Source organism: Microbulbifer sediminum, assembly GCF_021729035.1.
In the GTDB taxonomy this organism is placed as follows: domain Bacteria; phylum Pseudomonadota; class Gammaproteobacteria; order Pseudomonadales; family Cellvibrionaceae; genus Microbulbifer; species Microbulbifer sediminum.
In genome coordinates this window covers 354,409-370,040 of record NZ_JAJSAP010000005.1, presented here as the reverse complement: position 1 = coordinate 370,040, position 15,632 = coordinate 354,409, and the positions used below count along the sequence as shown (strand labels likewise).

Here is a 15,632-nt window from a genome sequence, read left to right as displayed (position 1 = left end):
GGCAACTCTCAGATCCCCCGGTCTATTCAGCCAGGTTGCCCACCGGCAGCTGCTCGCTCTCCCCGCCCGGTATCACCTACTGCCACAGCTCACGGGCCAGGCCCGCGGTCTCCCGGCGCCGTCCGTCTGCCAGCCAGCGGGCGATGCTCTCCGCCACGTCCGGCCACCGGACCTGCACGGCGGTGGGGTTACTTTCCAGCCAGGCGCGGATCGTGGTGGCATCGATCCGGTTTACCACGGTGGCCAGCTGCAGTCGCGCCAGGGCCATGGCGTTGGCTTCCTGCTCGAACTGGCCCGCCAGTGGGCGGGTCAGAATCGGCTTGCCCAGGGTGAGGGTCTCGGCGATCAGTTCAAAGCCGCTGTTGCAGATTACGGCGCGGGCGCTGGCCACATCCTGCTGGAACTCCTCGATCGCCGGCGCCTTCAGCTGGATATTGCCCGCCACCTGCATATCGGTGGGCAGGCCGTAAGCAATGAACTGGTGCGGCAGCTTGGCCAGCTCCCCCACCAACGGTTCATGGTGCTCAAACGGCAGATATACCAGAATATGCTCGCCGCTCTCGGCCTGGCCGTGGGGGCGCGCAATCGGCGGCAGGATCGGGTGGCCGAAATGGTGCCAGTGCATGCCCAGGCTCTGCTGCACCGGTGCGAAGACCCGCATGATGCTCCGGGCCGCCCAGCCGAACCGGGGGGCGGGAATGGGGAAGTTGAACGCATACTGGTGCCCTATGCCCAGGCTGGGCACGTCGCGGCGCTTTGCGGCCCAGGCTGTCACCGGTTCGAAGTCGCTGATCACCAGGTCGAACTCCCTGACCGGGAGCGTGGCGATATCCCTCCACAGCTGGCGCGGGCGCAACTGGCGCGCAGTAGCCAGCTGGTCGATGCGGCCCTTGCGGTTGACGAAGGTCAGGCCCTCGCGCCACCAGAAATCGCCGAATGCCTCCATGCGGAACAGCTTCTCCGGTGGGCGGCCGGAAAACAGCCACTGGATCTCGAGCTGGGGGTGGTTTTTGAATGCCCCGGCCATGGCGCGGGCGCGGGAGATATGGCCGTTACCGGTGCCCTGGACACCATAGAGAATCTTCACATGACAGCTCCGCAGATTAGCAGCCCGACACTGCTGCCGAGGGCGGCGCCGGCGCAGACATCGGTGGGAAAGTGTACGCCCAGCCCGACCCGGGAAGTGCCCACGCCGGCGGCCCAGAAATAGCCCAGCAGCCACAGCGGGTTCACCGCCTGGGACAGGACGGTGACAAACAGGAAAGCCCCGGAAGTGTGTCCGGAGGGCAGGCTGAAACGGTCGTGGGCGACGATCACCGAACGCAGGCCCGGGATTGCCTGTGGCGGCCGCAACCGGCGTGTGGTGTTCTTGATTGCCCAGTAAAGCGACCGCTCTACAGCATAGGCGGTGCCGCACACATAGAAAAACTGCAACGCGGCGGCGGTAGTGCTGAACAGGGCCAGCACCAGTGGCGAGACCAGGTACAGCCACCCGTCCGCCGAGCGGGACAGCCACAGGTAATTCCTGCGTGAGGCCGGCCGTGTCGCCCGGTCTGCCATGTGCAGCACCAGAGACGCGTCGATCGTTTTCAGGGTCACGGGTAAGCTTCGCATGCAACCAACTTACGCAGGCTGTGTTGCGCCGAGTTGACCGGTTGATGTCAGGACCGTGAAATGTGCCGCGAGCGGGGATGAGGTTGGATGTGCTGGAGAACGGCTCCGCAACCGGGCGGGGCTGCGGAGCGGGCATTGCCGGCGGCAGTCAGTCGATCCCGATCTTGATCGCGCCGGACCCCGGCAGCTTTTCCACCAGTTCGGCCCCGCAGAGCTTCGATGGGGTGTAGTAGCCGCCCGGGCCCTCGTAGGTGAGCAGGTGCTCCATCACGGCAAGGGAGCCATGTACGGTGACGTCGTAGCCATTGGCGGTAACCACCCGGCCGATCTTGCGTTCGCCGCGGCGGTCGTTGCGCACTTCACCCCAGACCCAGGTCTGCTGTTCCGCGCGCTTCTCCTCGTCCGGGCCCTGTACCGACTTGTCCACCTTGCCCTTGAGCCAGTTCTGTACCCACTCCATGCGCAGCAGCCAGCGCAGCTTGTTCAGCCGCTTGAGCTTCTTTGCCCGGCGCGGGCTCATGGGAATGTAGACCTCGATATTGGGAATCTGGGTGGTGTAGTAGGCTGTTACCACGTCACCCCAGGGAATGGCTACGGCGAATTTTTCGCCGCGGCCGAAATCGATCTTACGTGTCAGTTCGGCGTGCTCAATGATTTCCACCTTGCCCTGGCGGCGCACCGCACTGCCCACGCCCAGGCTCTCGATCGAGGTCTTGGCGGTACCGGGACTGAGGCCGGAATCCGAATCAAAGCCCAGGGTCAGGTGGGTGGCGGTGGGAATGGCGTGGTGCAATGCCGCCGCCAGGCAGTCGGTGGGGATGACATCGAAACCGGTACCGGGGCAGAGGACCACCCCGGCGGACCGGGCCTCGCCGTGCAGGTCGTTGGCCTGCTGGTAGACACGCATTTCCCCGGTGATGTCCTGGTAATGGGTGCCGGTGGCAATACAGGCGCGCATCATCGGCTCTGCAGTAGCAGAGAACGGGCCCGCGCAGTGAATAACCACATGAATGTCCTGCAGCATGCGCTCCAGTGTCTCGCTGGCATCCAGGCTGATGGCCATTGCCGGCACGCCCAGTTCTTCCGCCAGCGGTTGCAGTTTACTGGCACTGCGACCGGCAAGGATCGGCCGATAACCCTTGGCTACGGCGGCACGGGCGATCAGCTCACCCGTATAACCGTAGGCTCCGTAAATCATTATTGTTTTGTCGTTCACCGAGTGACCTTATTCACTAGCTGCTTGTGTTGTTGGATCAGTTCCAAACCCGGAGTCCGTGCCGGGGTACTTCAGGGTGGGAATTGCGCCCAGCGGCGCGTGCAGTTCCATTACATCCGGACAGCGGGATCGCCGTCACGATACTCCACGGGAGGAACGCAACATTACTGGCGTGGTAACCGACTAGTCAAATGCCTTGACCAGGGCGAAGCGGGGAACGGTATCCCCGCCCTTGTCGATGGTCTCGGCAAACATCCCCAGCGGTCTTACCCAGACGCCGTACTCGCCGTAGAGGGCCCGGTAAACCACCAGCTGCTCGCCGGTTTCGCTGTGGGTGGCCACTTCCATCACTTCGTAAAGTGGGCCTTTGTAATGGCGATAGATTCCGCGTTGCATGATTTGGTTCCGGGCTTTGTTCAGGCGAGGTGGTGGGGGGAGAGTTGTAGCTGCTCCACACGGTTACCGTGCAGCACGGCCATGCCGCTGTAACGGCGTTCGCCAGTGGATGTGAATTCGAATTCATACTGTCGCTGCAGAGCCAGCTGCCCGCGCCGGTTGCGCCGTGGGCGCGTGCGCACCAGCACCACCGTATCGTCCAGTAACTGCACACCCAGCTGGTGGCAGTGGGACGCGGCAGCGCGTCGCGCCAGCTCCTTGGCCGCCATTCCGGCCCAGAAGTACCAGCCCACCAGCACCAGCAGGAATACCCAGAGAAGATCGCCCAGTGAGTAATACATGTCCACAAGCTTGTTATGATTGGCGGGCAAGAATAACACGAAGGAGTCGTTATGCCCGGCACCGTACTGATCACCGGTTGCAATCGCGGACTTGGCCTGGAGATGACCCGCCAGTTCTCTGAGGATGGCTGGCGGGTCTTCGCCACCTGCCGCGATACGGCCTGTGCCGATGAACTGCGCGCCCTGGAGCAGCAGTATCCCCAGCTGGAAGTCCACTGCCTGGATGTCACCGATTACCGGCAGATGGCGCAGCTGGCGGAGAAACTGGGAGACCAGCCGATCGATATCCTGGTCAGCAATGCCGGCTACTACGGGCCCAAGGGAACCCTGTTTGGTCGCGTTGATCGGGATGAGTGGCGCAAGGTACTGGAGGCCAACACCATCGCCCCCTACATGCTGGCGGAGACCTTCTGTGACAATGTCGCCCGGGGCGAGCGCAAGCTGATTGCGGTGCTGTCCAGCAAAGTGGGCAGTATTGCCGACAACAGTTCCGGCGGCGGGTATATCTATCGGACCTCCAAAACCGCGGTCAACCAGGTGGTGAAGAGCCTTTCCATTGACCTGCGCGAGCGCGGGATCAATGTGCTCGCCCTGCACCCGGGCTGGGTGCAGACGGATATGGGTGGGCCCAATGCCCTTATTTCCGCGGAGGAAAGCGTTGCCGGGCTGAAAGAGGTAATGCTGGGCGCCGGCCCGGAGCAAAGCGGTCATTTCATTAACTACGACGGCACGGAGATCCCCTGGTGAGGATGGCGAAAGCTTCTCACGTGCTTGTAATAAATCGGTTGGTGCCTGCGACACAGGGGATAATCTGCGGGTCCGCGCGGCAGCGGGTCCCCCGGTACCTGCGGCGTGCGACCCCGGGATTATCCTGTAGTGGTCCCGGCAGCCCTTTGCAGTCGGCAGGTTGGGCCATTGATACAGGAGAAATGAGTGAACGAGCAGACGGCAGATGATGCCTCTTCAGGTGCGCAGAGCCGCGATTTGGAATCCCTGGCGGATCCCGTGTACCTGGAGGAACTGCGCCACCAGATGCAGCGGTTTGCCACCCTGCAGCTGGGAGACCCGCACCTGGCGGAGGACGCCGTGCAGGAAGCCCTGGTCGGGGCGCTCAAGAATGCCCGTTCCTTCGGTGGCCGCTCGGCACTGAAAACCTGGGTGTTCGCGATCCTGAAGAACAAGATTGCCGATGTGCTGCGCCAGCGCAGCCGCTATGTGGAGGCGGACAGCCTGCTGCGTGCGGATGCCGAGGAGAGCGACCTGGACGAGCTGTTCAACAAGCGGGGACACTGGCGCGCCGAGGAGCGACCGGCGAAGTGGGCGGACCCGGAAGCCGCTGTGGATGACCGCGAGTTCTGGCGCATCTTCGAGGCCTGCCTGGATCACCTGCCGGGACGCCAGGCGCGGGTCTTCATGATGCGGGAGTTTATCGAGCTGGAGAGCCATGAAATCTGCGCGGCGGTGGAGATCACCGTCAGTAACCTGAATGTCACCCTGCACCGGGCCCGCCTGCGGCTGCGCGAGTGCCTGGAGAATAACTGGTTTGCCCGTGGGCAGGACCGGGGAGGAGAAGCGTGAAGAGCTGTCGAGAAGTCACCAGGCTACTTTCGGAAGCACAGGAGAGACAGCTGGACGGGGGCGAGCGCCTGGCCCTGCGGTTGCACCTGATGATCTGCGGTGCCTGCCGCAATTTCTCCCACCAGATGACCAGCCTGCGGCATATTGCCCGCGCCTATGCGCGCGGCGCGAAAGACGAAGGGGCGGGGGGGCCGCCCGGGAAAGGCCGCGGCAAAGACACCGACCGGCAGTAATGCGCACTCCCCGACACCCGGCCCCCCGGAATCCATCCGCAGGCCCTTACGCCCCAGTCTCTGTCTCCGCCGCGGTTACATCGCCGGGTTCAAGTTCCGGCAGCGGCCGGTCGCCGCGGATCAATTCCTCCTTCCAGCGCCGCGGCCACTTCTTGATCCGCGCCTCCAGCCGCAGCGCCGCCGACTTGTCCGCCGCGCCACACTGGAATGCCAGTGACAGGGGCCCGCGCCCCCGCAGGGCCTTGGCTGCCCTGGCTCCACCGGCGTCATGCTCGGCGAAGCGTCGCTCCACATCGGTGGTGATACCTGTATACAGGCTGCCGGCGGCGGTGCGGATCAGGTAAAGGGACCAGTCACTCAAAATACATTTCCACGGATTAGCTTGCGGCTATTTTCCATTATCGGCCAGCGGAATGGGAGAGGTGCATCGGCCCGGCGGCAGCACCTTATAACCGCCGGCTATTGACCCAGAAGCTTTTGCTTGCCACAAACTCCATGCCTGTGGAGTTTCAGGCAATGATCAACCACTTATCTGATATCGACTGCGAGCCGGAATCGGCACAATAGCCTGCATGGACTGACCCGCTGATAGTGGCGGGGAAAACGGATTCCCCGGCGGCCGCAAGCTTCAGGCAAGGATGGCTGGCTGTCGCGGCCGGGTCAAGAGGGCCGGTGTAACAACCAGGAGAGCTTTCGGGAGTGTTGCCATGAGTAGATTGAAAAAGACCGCCGGTGAATGGATGCGGTTACCGGCAGCCGGGCTGCGGGCCTTCGTGGTGGATGCGAGCCTACACAGAATCTCCGCCAGCTATTCGGGCAACAAGCGTTGCCCGGCGGACGACCAGCCCCGGGGTTTAGTGTCGGGGCGCTGACACAGATTTACCCGCGACCGGACAGCGACCCGGCCTGACGGTGAGGACACGACTATGTGCAAGCGAGTTTTTTTTGCGACGTGCAAGCGAGCTTTGTTTACGACCTTCATCGCCTTCCTTACGGCGCTGGCCTTTACCGGGCCGGCAGTGTCTGAGCCGGAAGGTTTTGGCTACGAGATGAGCCAGTGGAGGTAGACCGCGGCAGTTTTCAACCAGTTTTCGCGCAGTGGTTATTTAGATTTTCATCCTGGATTTCCCTGTAACCCCTTTGGCCCCGGTTAATTCTCTGCAGGTTCCCACCCCATGCCTGCAGTGATCGGGGCCGCTTTTTTCCCTTTCCCTTCTCTTTACTCTGCTACCCGGCGCCGCACCCTGTCTTCTCTCCATTTACGCTCGCGAATTCAACGTAGCACGTATGCCCGCTGAGCGGCCTGTGGCGTGAACTTGCAGGAAGAGTTTCCGTAGCTCCCGCGGCGTTTTTCCGTCATGCTGGTGGCGCTACCGATTCCTCGCGGCGTCCTTGATATCCAACAGCTCCGCCAGCACTGGCCTTTGCCCACCGCCCACCAGGTCTTCCAGGGTGTATTCCTCGAGCGTAGCGAAAAAGCTCTCAAGTGCCCGGCCGAGAATTACCTTGAGCTGGCAAGCTGGTGTGATCACGCACTGGTTATTGCTGCCGAAACATTCCACCATCCGGCTTTCGTCCTCGGTCTCGCGCACCAGCTTGCCGATATTGATCGCCGCCGGCTCCAGGTTGAGCCGCAGGCCGCCGTTCTTGCCGCGCACCGCCTGGATGTAGCCCCTGGCGTTCAACTCCTGGACGATTTTCATCAGATGATTCTTGGAGATCCCGTAGCTGTCGGCGATTTCCGAGATGGTACACAGGCCCTCCCTGTGCACTGCCAGGTAAATCAGGATGCGCAGCGAATAGTCGGTGTAGCGGGTGATGTTCATGCTTCATTCTCTGGGGTTCCGGCGCCCGGCCGGGTGGTGGGAATGCGCCAGATCATTACCAGCGCCACGCAAAAACCGGCGGCAAGTGCCGCCAGCAGGGGCAGGCTGGCGTCCAGAACCCACAGCAGCAGCCAGTTTGCCGTGATCATCGAAGTGGCCAGCCACTTGCTGGAGCGCGCGAGTGTCCGCTCGCTCTGCCAGCGACGGATAGGCGGTCCGAAGCGACGGTGATTCACGAGCCAGTGGGCCAGGCCGGAATCCGCCTTGACGCTGAGCCACACACAGCACAGCAGGAACGGTGTCGTCGGCAGCAGCGGCAGGAAGGCCCCGGCTGCTGCAAGTGCCAGGCAGAGCCAGGCACAGAGCAGGTAGGTGCTCTTGCGCACCCCCCTTTCCCGGTAACTCACCAAGGTAGAAGTCATGCGGTCACTCGATTCATAAGATGCATATAGTTTACATCTTATGGGGTGGTGACTACAATCCGCCATAAAGATGCATTTCAAATGCTTCTTTGCGGGGTGACCCCCGCACCTTCCAAAAAGAGTTAATGGGTAATGGGAGACTCTGATGAACTTTCTTGACGTGCCACTGGAGCAGCTGGCCCGGGACATTCCCGGTGCCAGTGCCGTGTTTAACCGGCGGGGGCTGAGTTTCTGCTGCGGGGGGGACAGGCCGCTGGGCCAGGCAATTATGGCGGAGGGGCTGGACGCGGACGCGATCCTCGCCGAGTTGTCCCGCCTGGCGAGCCGGCAGGAAGAAACCCGGGACTGGGGACAGGCCAGCGATGCGGAACTGATCAACCACCTGCTCGAACGATTTCACCGGGTGCACCGCGAGCAGCTGGCCGAGCTGCGGCGGCTCGCCGATCGGGTGGAGACGGTCCATGGCGACAAACCACAGTGTCCGCGGGGACTGGCGGCGCACCTGCAGAAGGTGTCCCAGGAGCTGGAACAGCACATGGCGAAGGAGGAGCAGATCCTGTTCCCGATGCTGGCCCGGGGGCAGGGTGCCATGGCCGCCGGCCCGATCCAGGTGATGCTGCACGAGCACGACGAACATGCGGCGGCTATCGAGGGCATCGACCGCCTGACTGATGGCATCACGGCGCCGGCGGGCGCATGCAATACCTGGCGCACTCTCTACCGGGGGCTGGAGTCCTTCAGGGCCGACCTGCAGGAGCATATCCGGCTGGAAAACGACATCCTGTTTGCACGCAACGTACAAAGCACAAGCCCGCGCGCAAGCTGAGGGCTCAGGGGGAAATCATGAAGAAGTACTACCAGCTGTGGTGGACGCTGATTGCGATCCTGGCAGTGACATTCGGCATCCTGGGTTATGTCGGCAAGGAGGTTTACCGTGCCGCGCCGCCGATCCCGGACCAGGTGGTGTCCGCAGAGGGCACGGTAATGATGACCCGGGAGAGCATCCTCGACGGCCAGTCGGCGTGGCAGTCGGTGGGGGGAATGCAGCTGGGCTCGGTCTGGGGCCACGGCGCCTACCAGGCGCCGGACTGGACTGCCGACTGGCTGCACCGGGAGCTGGTGAACTGGCTCGACCTGGCCGCGCGGGAGAATTACGGCAAGCCTTACGATGAGCTGGACGGCGCGCAGCAGAATGCCCTGCAGTATGCGCTGAAGCGGGCCTACCGCAGCAACAGCTTCGACCCGCAGACTGGCGAGCTGGTGCTCTCCGAAAGGCGGCTAGAAGCCATCCGCGCCACTGCGGGGTACTACCACCGCCTGTTCGGCGATGCGCCGGAACTGCGGCAGACGCGCAGCAGTTACGCCATGAAGGAGGCGACCCTGCCGAATGCCGAGCGCCGCGAGCGGCTGACCGAGTTTTTCTTCTGGACGGCGTGGGCCGCGGCGACCGAGCGGACCCCGGGTGGGGCCACCTATACCAACAACTGGCCCCACGAGCCGCTGATCGACAATGTGCCGACCGCGGAAAATATCGTCTGGTCAATTGTCAGCGTGGTGCTGCTGATCGCCGGCATCGGCGGCCTGGTATGGGCCTGGTCTTTTGCCCGCAGCAAGGACGAGGAGGATCCCGTGGCGCCCGCCACCGATCCCCTCACCAGCTTCGCCCTCACGCCTTCGCAACGGGCACTGGGCAAATACCTGTTTATCGTGGTGGCCCTGTTCACTTTCCAGGTTTTCCTGGGCGGCTTTACTGCCCACTACACGGTAGAGGGGCAGGGCTTCTATGGGATAGATACATCGAAGTGGTTCCCCTATAGCCTGGTGCGTACCTGGCACATCCAGTCGGCGCTGTTCTGGATCGCCACCGGCTTTCTCGCGGCGGGCCTGTTCCTGGCGCCGATCATCAATGGCGGGCGCGACCCGAAATACCAGAAGCTTGGTGTCGACATCCTGTTCTGGGCCCTGGTGGCGGTGGTCGCGGGCTCGTTTATCGGCAACTACCTGGCCATCGCCCAGGTGATGCCGCCCGAGTGGAGTTTCTGGCTGGGACACCAGGGCTACGAGTACGTGGACCTTGGCCGCCTGTGGCAGATCGGCAAGTTCACCGGCGTGGCCTTCTGGCTGGTGCTGATGCTGCGCGCCATCGTGCCGGCGCTGCGCCAGCCGGGTGACAAGCACCTGCTCGCCCTGCTGACGGCGTCGGTGGTAGCCATCGGCCTGTTCTACGGTGCCGGCTTCTTCTACGGCGAGAAGACCCACATCTCCATCATGGAGTACTGGCGCTGGTGGATCGTGCACCTGTGGGTAGAGGGCTTCTTCGAGGTCTTTGCCACCGCGGCGCTGGCGTTCATCTTCTGCAGCATGGGGCTGGTGTCCAGGCGCCTGGCTACTGTTGCTGCACTGGGCTCGGCGTCGCTGTTCATGCTGGGTGGCATACCGGGCACCTTCCACCATCTCTACTTCTCCGGAACCACCACCCCGGTGATGGCGGTAGGCGCGACTTTCAGCGCGCTCGAGGTGGTACCGCTGATCGTGCTGGGCTACGAAGCCTGGGAGCATTACAGCCTCAGGAGCCGCGCGCCCTGGATGCAGCAGCTGAAGTGGCCGCTGATGTTCTTCGTCGCCGTCGCGTTCTGGAACATGCTGGGTGCCGGCGTGCTGGGCTTCTCCATCAACCCGCCGATCGCGCTTTACTACGTGCAGGGCCTGAATACCACGGCCACCCACGCCCATGCGGCGCTGTTCGGGGTCTACGGTTTCCTCGCGCTCGGCTTCACCCTGCTGGTATTGCGCTATATCCGCCCGTCACTGGTGTTTGACGAGAAGCTGATGAAAACCGCCTTCTGGTGGCTGAACGGGGGCCTGGTGCTCATGCTGTTCACCAGCCTGCTGCCGGTCGGCATCATCCAGTTCGTCGCCAGCGCCTCCGAGGGACTCTGGTATGCGCGCAGCGAGGGTTTTATGCAGGGCGGCCTGCTGCAGACCCTGCGCTGGGTGCGCACCGTCGGCGACGTGGTGTTTATTCTCGGCGCGCTGGCGGTGGCCTGGCAGGTGGTCAAGGGACTGCTGGCCACTGACAGCACGATTTCCGGCGACAGGGCGGTCGCCGGCCGCGGGGGCTTTCCGGAATATGCGGGAGAGACCACACCGGGATTCAGCGCCGGCGCCGAGATGACAGCCGGTCAATTGGCTGACAGCGGCGAGACGCGCTAGCGCGGTCCCCCTCAATCCTAACCGGGGAGCCTGGCTCCCCGGGCTCACTGAACCAGGGCGATGCATTGCATCGCCTTTTTCTTTCATGGCGGTCGCGGCGCCCGCCGGGCTGCCCGCCCCCTGTACCCATTCTCTGAGATCCTCTGCCCGCCTAGAGACTGAACAGGTCCCCCTGGTCCCCGGGTGCGGCCGGCGGCTGGAAGCGGCTGCAGTCCAGTTTCAGCTTGCGCCGGTTTAGCCCCAACTTCCTGATAGCCACGCGAAACCGTTGTTGCAACAGCTGTGCGAAGACCCCGGTACCCGTCTGACGCTGGGAGAAATCGCTCTGGTAATCCCGCCCGCCTCGACTCTGCTGCACAATACTCATCACGTGCGCGGCGCGCTCAGCGTAGTGCACTTCCAGCCACTGGCGAAACAGCGGCGCCACTTCGTGGGGCAGGCGCAGCAGGATATAGGCTGCCTGCGAGGCCCCGGCATCAGCGGAAGCCTCCAGGATTGCCTCCAATTCGCTGTCGTTCAGTGCCGGTATTATCGGTGCGGCCATTACCGCGGTGGGAATTCCGGCAGCCGACAGTGCCTCCAGGGTACGCAGGCGTGCAGCCGGCCCGGCTGTGCGGGGCTCCAGCCGGCGTTTCAGGTCCCTGTCCAGGGTGGTTACGCTGATGGCGACCTGGCAGAGGTTGTCCTGTGCCATTTCCGCCAGTAATGGCAGGTCGCGCAGGACCAGCTGGCCCTTGGTGACAATGGTCACGGGTTGCCGAAAGCGCTGCATTACCTCCAGCAGCTGGCGGGTAATGCGCTTCTGCTTTTCCAGCGGTTGGTACGGGTCGGTATTGGAGCCCAATGCAATCGGAGAGCACTGGTAACCGGGTTTGCGCAGGGTCTGCTCCAGCAATGCGGCGGCATTGGCCTTGAAGAACAGGCGGCTTTCGAAATCGAGTCCCGGTGAGAGGTCGACATATGCATGGGCTGGCCGCGCATAGCAGTAGACACAGCCATGCTCGCAGCCGCGGTAGGGGTTGATCGACTGGCTGAAGGGCAGGTCCGGCGAATTGTTGGTGGCAATAATGGACTTCGCTTTTTCTTCGATGGTCTCGGTGACCAGGCGCTCGAGAGACTCAATATCGGTCTCCCAGCCATCACTCTCGCGCGTGCTGACATGGTGGACGAAGCGGCCGGCCAGGTTGCTGGCCACGCCGCGACCGGTATGTACCTGCAGCGGGCTGAAGGGATCTTCGTTCGCCATCTTGGAGGTTTACTTCCCGGTAACTGTATATACATACAGTTTATTGTGGCGGGCTGGGTACATGCAAGTGTGACCGGCAGGGCATACAATGAAACCCTGACATTCCCCTATCGCAACCGGAAGCAGTTTATGGATTTAGACGTGGTAGATACCATTCGCGCCTTTGTGGTGCAGGTGTTACAGGTGTTTGCACTGCTGTTTGCGTTCGCACTAGTGGTCCTGGTGCTTTACATCATCTATGTATACCTGTCCGATATCAGCCAGACCAAGCACGCCATACGGCGTAACTATCCGGTCATCGGGCACCTTCGCTACAAGTTTGAGCACCTGGGCGAATTCTTCCGCCAATACTTCTTTGCCCTGGACCGGGAAGAACTACCTTTCAACCGGGCCCAGCGCAGCTGGGTCTACCGGGCGGCCAAGAATGTGGATTCCACCCTGGCGTTCGGTTCTACCCGGCCGCTCAACCAGCCCGGGGACGTCCTGTTCCTGAACCACCCTTTCCCCACCCTGGAGAAAGACGCTGTGCCCCCAACCCCGGTAACGGTGGGGGAGGGCTATGCCGCCCAGCCCTATACCACCAGCTCTTTTTTCAATATTTCCGGGATGAGCTTTGGGGCGCTGTCGGTACCTGCGGTGACGGCATTGTCCCACGGGGCGGCCAGGGCCGGGATCTGGCTCAACACTGGGGAGGGTGGCCTGGCACCACAGCATCTCGCAGGTGGATGCGATGTGGTCTTCCAGATCGGTACAGCAAAATACGGAGTGCGCGACCAGGACGGGCGACTGTCCGACGAAAAGCTCGCTGCCGTGGCCGCGCACGAGCAGGTGCGCATGTTCGAGCTGAAGTTGTCCCAGGGCGCCAAGCCGGGCAAGGGGGGCATTCTGCCCGGGATCAAGGTCACCCCGGAGATCGCGCGTATCCGTGGCATTCCCGCGGGGGAAGATTCCATCAGTCCCAATGCGCATCCGGAATTCGGCGATGTCGACGGCCTGCTGGACATGATCGTGCATATTCGCGAGGTCAGCGGCAAACCCACCGGGTTCAAGTGCGTGATCGGTTCCAGTGACTGGTTGCACCAGATGTGCGAGGCGATACAGCGGCGCGGCCTGGAGAGTGCGCCGGACTTTATCACTATCGACAGTGCGGATGGTGGCAGTGGGGCGGCGCCGCAAAGCCTGATGGACTATGTGGGGTTGCCCCTGAACCGCAGCCTGCCGCTGGTGGTGGACCTGCTGGACCAGTACGGTTTGTGCAAGCGTATCAAGGTAATCTGTGCCGGCAAATTGCTGACCCCTTCAATGGTGGCCTGGGCACTGGCGATGGGTGCGGATTTCGTCAACTGCGGGCGAGGCTTTATGTTTTCGTTGGGATGTATCCAGGCAATGCAATGCAACAAGAACACCTGCCCCACGGGTGTAACCACGCACAACCCGGACCTGCAGCAGGGCCTGGATCCGATAGACAAGGCGGAAAGAGTCTATAACTACGCACGCAACATGGCCTATGAGGTGGGCTATATCGCCCACTCGTGCGGGGTGCCGGAACCGCGGCAGTTGCGCCGCCATCACGTGGAGGTGATCAATGAGCGCGGTATGGCGGAGCCTCTCAGTCAAGTGGTGCCGGACGTCAAGCCCAAGTCCGTGATTGCCAGCGACCGGGGAGTTGAGTAGTGAACGGTGTCACCACCCTGGTGGGGCAGGGACTCTATATGGCTGTGGCCGCTGTGGCCGGCCTGGCACTGGCGCGGGTGCTGCGCACTGACAACACCCTCGGCTGCCTGATCGCCGGGGTGCTGGCGGGGCTACTGTTGCCCGTCATCGATTTTGATACCGGTATCCGTGCGGATAACCTTCAGCAGCTGGTGTTTTTTGTCATCCTGCCGGTACTGATTTTCGAGGCAGCGTGGCGTATCGAGCCAGAGGTGCTGAAGCGCTGGCTCGGTCCAATATTGCTGCTAGCGACCCTGGGCGTGGTGATTACCGCGCTGTTGACCGGGGTGTTGCTCTACTACGGTATCGGCCATCCGGGATTCCCCTGGGCCGCTGCTTTCCTCACCGGTGCCACCCTGGCCGCCACCGACCCGGTAGCGGTGATCAAGCGGCTGCGCCAGACGGATGCTGGTGAGGAATTACTGACGCTGGTGGAGGGGGAAAGCCTGTTTAATGATGCCGCCGCCATCGTACTGTTTTCCCTTGTCCTGGGGATGGCATCCCATAGTGTGATGGAGGGTGCTGCGGTCACCGGCGAGCCCCTGGCGGGCTTTGGTGCCGTCGCACTGTATTTCGCAGTGATTTTTTTGGGTGGGCTGGCGCTGGGTTTGGTCTGTGGGCTTGTCACCGCGATTGTCGTGCTGTTCCTGCGGTCCGCCGGTGCAGGGCTGGTGACTCTGGTACTGTCTGCCTTTGGCACTTTTTACCTGGCAGAACATGTGGCGCATGTTTCCGGGATATTGGCGGTGATGATTTGTGCCATTGTTGCACGCACCTGTCTGCGAGAGCAGGAGAGCACCTACCTTGCTGATGCCGCACCAACCTGGGAGTGGCTGGCGCTGCTGTTCAGCGCACTGATATTTGTGATTATGGGGCTGGTGATTACCCCTGTCATGTTTACCGAGTACTGGCTGGCGATGCTGATAGCTATCGCCGCTGCGGTGGGTGCGCGTGCTCTGGCGATATTCCTGGTGGCGCCATTGAGTGGTTTTGTGGGGCCGCCGATTCCCAAGCCCTGGCGGGTGCTCCTGAGCTGGGGCGGCCTACGTGGGGTGATTGCCCTGGCGCTGGTGCTGTCCCTGCCCACCGAGCTGCCCTACTGGTATGTGGTGCAATCGATGGTATTTGGGGTGGTCCTTTTTTCCCTGTTGTTGCAGGGGACCACCAGCAGTTTCCTGATCCGCAAGATGGCCGAGGCGGATGCTGCGGTGAAGGCTAAAGCCCAAGAGTGATTACCAGCTCGTTGTCCCCGATGCTGATCTCCTTTAAAGCCATGCGTGCCAGGCGTTGGCGCATGCTTTCGTCATTCAAGCGATAGATGGGGTGATTGCGATAATATTCGCGCAGCGCCACCTGCACCGCGCTGCGCGCCCGCGCCTGCTGCTTTTCATCGAGCCCATCGATTTCCAGTTTTTCCACTTCAATCGACTGCAGGTAAAACTCGCCGTTCTGGGCCACGAATGAGGGTACCCCGGAAACGTCCGCGGTGCCGCGAAAGGTCCTGCTTCCCTCCCGGGACTGGATGTCCAGACTGATATCGAGCCCCGCATTGACCCGTCCGGACCCGGCCTCCAGGTCAATGCGAGGATTTTCCAGGGTCAGGTCGAAAATCACCAGATAGGTGCGGGTGACCGGCAGGCTGCGCTCCAGGGTTTCCTGTATCTGAGCCTCGCTGATCCTCACCTCGACTTCCTTGCCGGAGAAATAGAGGTAACCCGCTGCCACAAGAAGGAGCAGGGCAATCAGCAGCGCTGTTACAACCCGTGCCATGGAGGATCCCCGTAACCAGATTGGAGTGATATTGCGCGACAGATTGCGACCTTGGTCGGGTTTC

At 62.3% G+C, this 15,632-nt stretch carries 18 protein-coding genes; 8 read left to right on the top strand and 10 right to left on the bottom strand.

Annotation, left to right across the window (positions count from 1 at the left end):
- Window positions 1-76: 76 nt before the first annotated feature.
- The 5 genes from LVD11_RS11015 to LVD11_RS10995 form a co-directional block, all read right to left on the bottom strand.
- Complete coding sequence (locus LVD11_RS11015) at window positions 77-1,087, bottom strand: MJ1255/VC2487 family glycosyltransferase (RefSeq protein ID WP_237058960.1); 1,011 nt, start codon at window positions 1,085-1,087, stop codon at window positions 77-79.
- Window positions 1,084-1,599 (bottom strand): phosphatase PAP2 family protein, encoded by a 516-nt coding sequence (locus tag LVD11_RS11010; protein WP_237058958.1) that lies wholly within the window; start codon window positions 1,597-1,599, stop codon window positions 1,084-1,086. The genes LVD11_RS11015 and LVD11_RS11010 overlap by 4 nt, the downstream gene beginning before the upstream one ends.
- A gap of 163 nt (window positions 1,600-1,762) precedes the next feature.
- Complete coding sequence (locus tag LVD11_RS11005) at window positions 1,763-2,830, bottom strand: saccharopine dehydrogenase family protein (RefSeq protein ID WP_237058953.1); 1,068 nt, start codon at window positions 2,828-2,830, stop codon at window positions 1,763-1,765.
- Window positions 2,831-3,013: 183 nt separating this feature from the next.
- Window positions 3,014-3,226 carry a DUF1653 domain-containing protein gene (locus tag LVD11_RS11000; RefSeq protein ID WP_237058950.1) on the bottom strand — a complete coding sequence of 71 codons (213 nt, stop codon included), beginning with the start codon at window positions 3,224-3,226 and terminating at the stop codon, window positions 3,014-3,016.
- 20 nt (window positions 3,227-3,246) lie between these two features.
- The gene (locus LVD11_RS10995; protein WP_237058948.1) at window positions 3,247-3,567 is read right to left on the bottom strand and encodes a DUF3301 domain-containing protein; all 321 of its coding nucleotides are present in this window, start codon (window positions 3,565-3,567) and stop codon (window positions 3,247-3,249) included.
- Window positions 3,568-3,618: 51 nt separating this feature from the next.
- Here LVD11_RS10995 and LVD11_RS10990 point away from each other — a divergent pair, with 51 nt between their 5' ends.
- The 3 genes from LVD11_RS10990 (at window position 3,619) to LVD11_RS10980 (ending at window position 5,378) form a co-directional block, all read left to right on the top strand.
- On the top strand, window positions 3,619-4,314 hold the full coding sequence (locus LVD11_RS10990; RefSeq protein WP_237058946.1) for an SDR family oxidoreductase: 696 nt from the start codon (window positions 3,619-3,621) through the stop codon (window positions 4,312-4,314).
- A gap of 186 nt (window positions 4,315-4,500) precedes the next feature.
- On the top strand, window positions 4,501-5,145 hold the full coding sequence (locus LVD11_RS10985) for an RNA polymerase factor sigma-70 (protein ID WP_237058944.1): 645 nt from the start codon (window positions 4,501-4,503) through the stop codon (window positions 5,143-5,145).
- Window positions 5,142-5,378 (top strand): zf-HC2 domain-containing protein, encoded by a 237-nt coding sequence (locus tag LVD11_RS10980; RefSeq protein WP_237058942.1) that lies wholly within the window; start codon window positions 5,142-5,144, stop codon window positions 5,376-5,378. Before LVD11_RS10985 ends, LVD11_RS10980 begins: the two co-directional genes overlap by 4 nt.
- 46 nt (window positions 5,379-5,424) lie before the next feature.
- On the opposite strand, the gene LVD11_RS10975 is transcribed toward LVD11_RS10980, so the two are convergent.
- Window positions 5,425-5,739: a GIY-YIG nuclease family protein gene (locus LVD11_RS10975; protein ID WP_237058940.1), complete on the bottom strand. Its 315-nt coding sequence runs from the start codon at window positions 5,737-5,739 to the stop codon at window positions 5,425-5,427.
- Window positions 5,740-6,085: 346 nt separating this feature from the next.
- On the opposite strand from LVD11_RS10975, the gene LVD11_RS10970 reads away from it, so the two are divergent.
- The gene (locus LVD11_RS10970) at window positions 6,086-6,250 is read left to right on the top strand and encodes a hypothetical protein (protein WP_237058938.1); all 165 of its coding nucleotides are present in this window, start codon (window positions 6,086-6,088) and stop codon (window positions 6,248-6,250) included.
- 498 nt (window positions 6,251-6,748) lie between these two features.
- On the opposite strand, the gene LVD11_RS10965 is transcribed toward LVD11_RS10970, so the two are convergent.
- Window positions 6,749-7,204 carry an Rrf2 family transcriptional regulator gene (locus LVD11_RS10965; protein WP_237058936.1) on the bottom strand — a complete coding sequence of 152 codons (456 nt, stop codon included), beginning with the start codon at window positions 7,202-7,204 and terminating at the stop codon, window positions 6,749-6,751.
- Window positions 7,201-7,626 (bottom strand): YbaN family protein, encoded by a 426-nt coding sequence (locus tag LVD11_RS10960; RefSeq protein ID WP_237058934.1) that lies wholly within the window; start codon window positions 7,624-7,626, stop codon window positions 7,201-7,203. The genes LVD11_RS10965 and LVD11_RS10960 overlap by 4 nt, the downstream gene beginning before the upstream one ends.
- A gap of 145 nt (window positions 7,627-7,771) precedes the next feature.
- On the opposite strand from LVD11_RS10960, the gene ytfE reads away from it, so the two are divergent.
- Complete coding sequence (ytfE, locus tag LVD11_RS10955; RefSeq protein WP_237058932.1) at window positions 7,772-8,452, top strand: iron-sulfur cluster repair protein YtfE; 681 nt, start codon at window positions 7,772-7,774, stop codon at window positions 8,450-8,452.
- Between the two features lie 17 nt (window positions 8,453-8,469).
- Window positions 8,470-10,839: a nitric-oxide reductase large subunit gene (locus LVD11_RS10950; RefSeq protein ID WP_237058930.1), complete on the top strand. Its 2,370-nt coding sequence runs from the start codon at window positions 8,470-8,472 to the stop codon at window positions 10,837-10,839.
- 151 nt (window positions 10,840-10,990) lie between these two features.
- Here LVD11_RS10950 and LVD11_RS10945 read toward each other — a convergent pair whose 3' ends face one another.
- Complete coding sequence (locus LVD11_RS10945) at window positions 10,991-12,085, bottom strand: PA0069 family radical SAM protein (RefSeq protein ID WP_237058928.1); 1,095 nt, start codon at window positions 12,083-12,085, stop codon at window positions 10,991-10,993.
- A 129-nt stretch (window positions 12,086-12,214) separates the two neighbouring features.
- On the opposite strand from LVD11_RS10945, the gene LVD11_RS10940 reads away from it, so the two are divergent.
- Both LVD11_RS10940 and LVD11_RS10935 read left to right on the top strand, forming a co-directional pair.
- Window positions 12,215-13,759, top strand: coding sequence for an FMN-binding glutamate synthase family protein (locus LVD11_RS10940; protein ID WP_237058926.1), 1,545 nt, complete (start codon window positions 12,215-12,217; stop codon window positions 13,757-13,759).
- Window positions 13,759-15,030, top strand: a complete 1,272-nt coding sequence (locus LVD11_RS10935; protein WP_237058924.1) for a cation:proton antiporter — start codon at window positions 13,759-13,761, stop codon at window positions 15,028-15,030. Before LVD11_RS10940 ends, LVD11_RS10935 begins: the two co-directional genes overlap by 1 nt.
- On the opposite strand, the gene LVD11_RS10930 is transcribed toward LVD11_RS10935, so the two are convergent.
- Window positions 15,014-15,568: a DUF1439 domain-containing protein gene (locus LVD11_RS10930; protein ID WP_237058923.1), complete on the bottom strand. Its 555-nt coding sequence runs from the start codon at window positions 15,566-15,568 to the stop codon at window positions 15,014-15,016. The two genes, LVD11_RS10935 and LVD11_RS10930, sit on opposite strands and share 17 nt — an antisense overlap.
- Window positions 15,569-15,632 lie beyond the last annotated feature (64 nt).

Coding starts and splice junctions, on each gene's coding strand:
- LVD11_RS10940 (WP_237058926.1), top strand. CDS start 12,215: ATGGATTTAGACGTGGTAGATACCATTCGCGCCTTTGTGGTGCAGGTG.
- LVD11_RS10990 (WP_237058946.1), top strand. CDS start 3,619: ATGCCCGGCACCGTACTGATCACCGGTTGCAATCGCGGACTTGGCCTG.
- LVD11_RS10960 (WP_237058934.1), bottom strand. CDS start 7,626: ATGACTTCTACCTTGGTGAGTTACCGGGAAAGGGGGGTGCGCAAGAGC.
- LVD11_RS10965 (WP_237058936.1), bottom strand. CDS start 7,204: ATGAACATCACCCGCTACACCGACTATTCGCTGCGCATCCTGATTTAC.
- LVD11_RS11000 (WP_237058950.1), bottom strand. CDS start 3,226: ATGCAACGCGGAATCTATCGCCATTACAAAGGCCCACTTTACGAAGTG.
- LVD11_RS10930 (WP_237058923.1), bottom strand. CDS start 15,568: ATGGCACGGGTTGTAACAGCGCTGCTGATTGCCCTGCTCCTTCTTGTG.
- ytfE (WP_237058932.1), top strand. CDS start 7,772: ATGAACTTTCTTGACGTGCCACTGGAGCAGCTGGCCCGGGACATTCCC.
- LVD11_RS10945 (WP_237058928.1), bottom strand. CDS start 12,085: ATGGCGAACGAAGATCCCTTCAGCCCGCTGCAGGTACATACCGGTCGC.
- LVD11_RS10950 (WP_237058930.1), top strand. CDS start 8,470: ATGAAGAAGTACTACCAGCTGTGGTGGACGCTGATTGCGATCCTGGCA.
- LVD11_RS10995 (WP_237058948.1), bottom strand. CDS start 3,567: ATGTATTACTCACTGGGCGATCTTCTCTGGGTATTCCTGCTGGTGCTG.
- LVD11_RS10970 (WP_237058938.1), top strand. CDS start 6,086: ATGAGTAGATTGAAAAAGACCGCCGGTGAATGGATGCGGTTACCGGCA.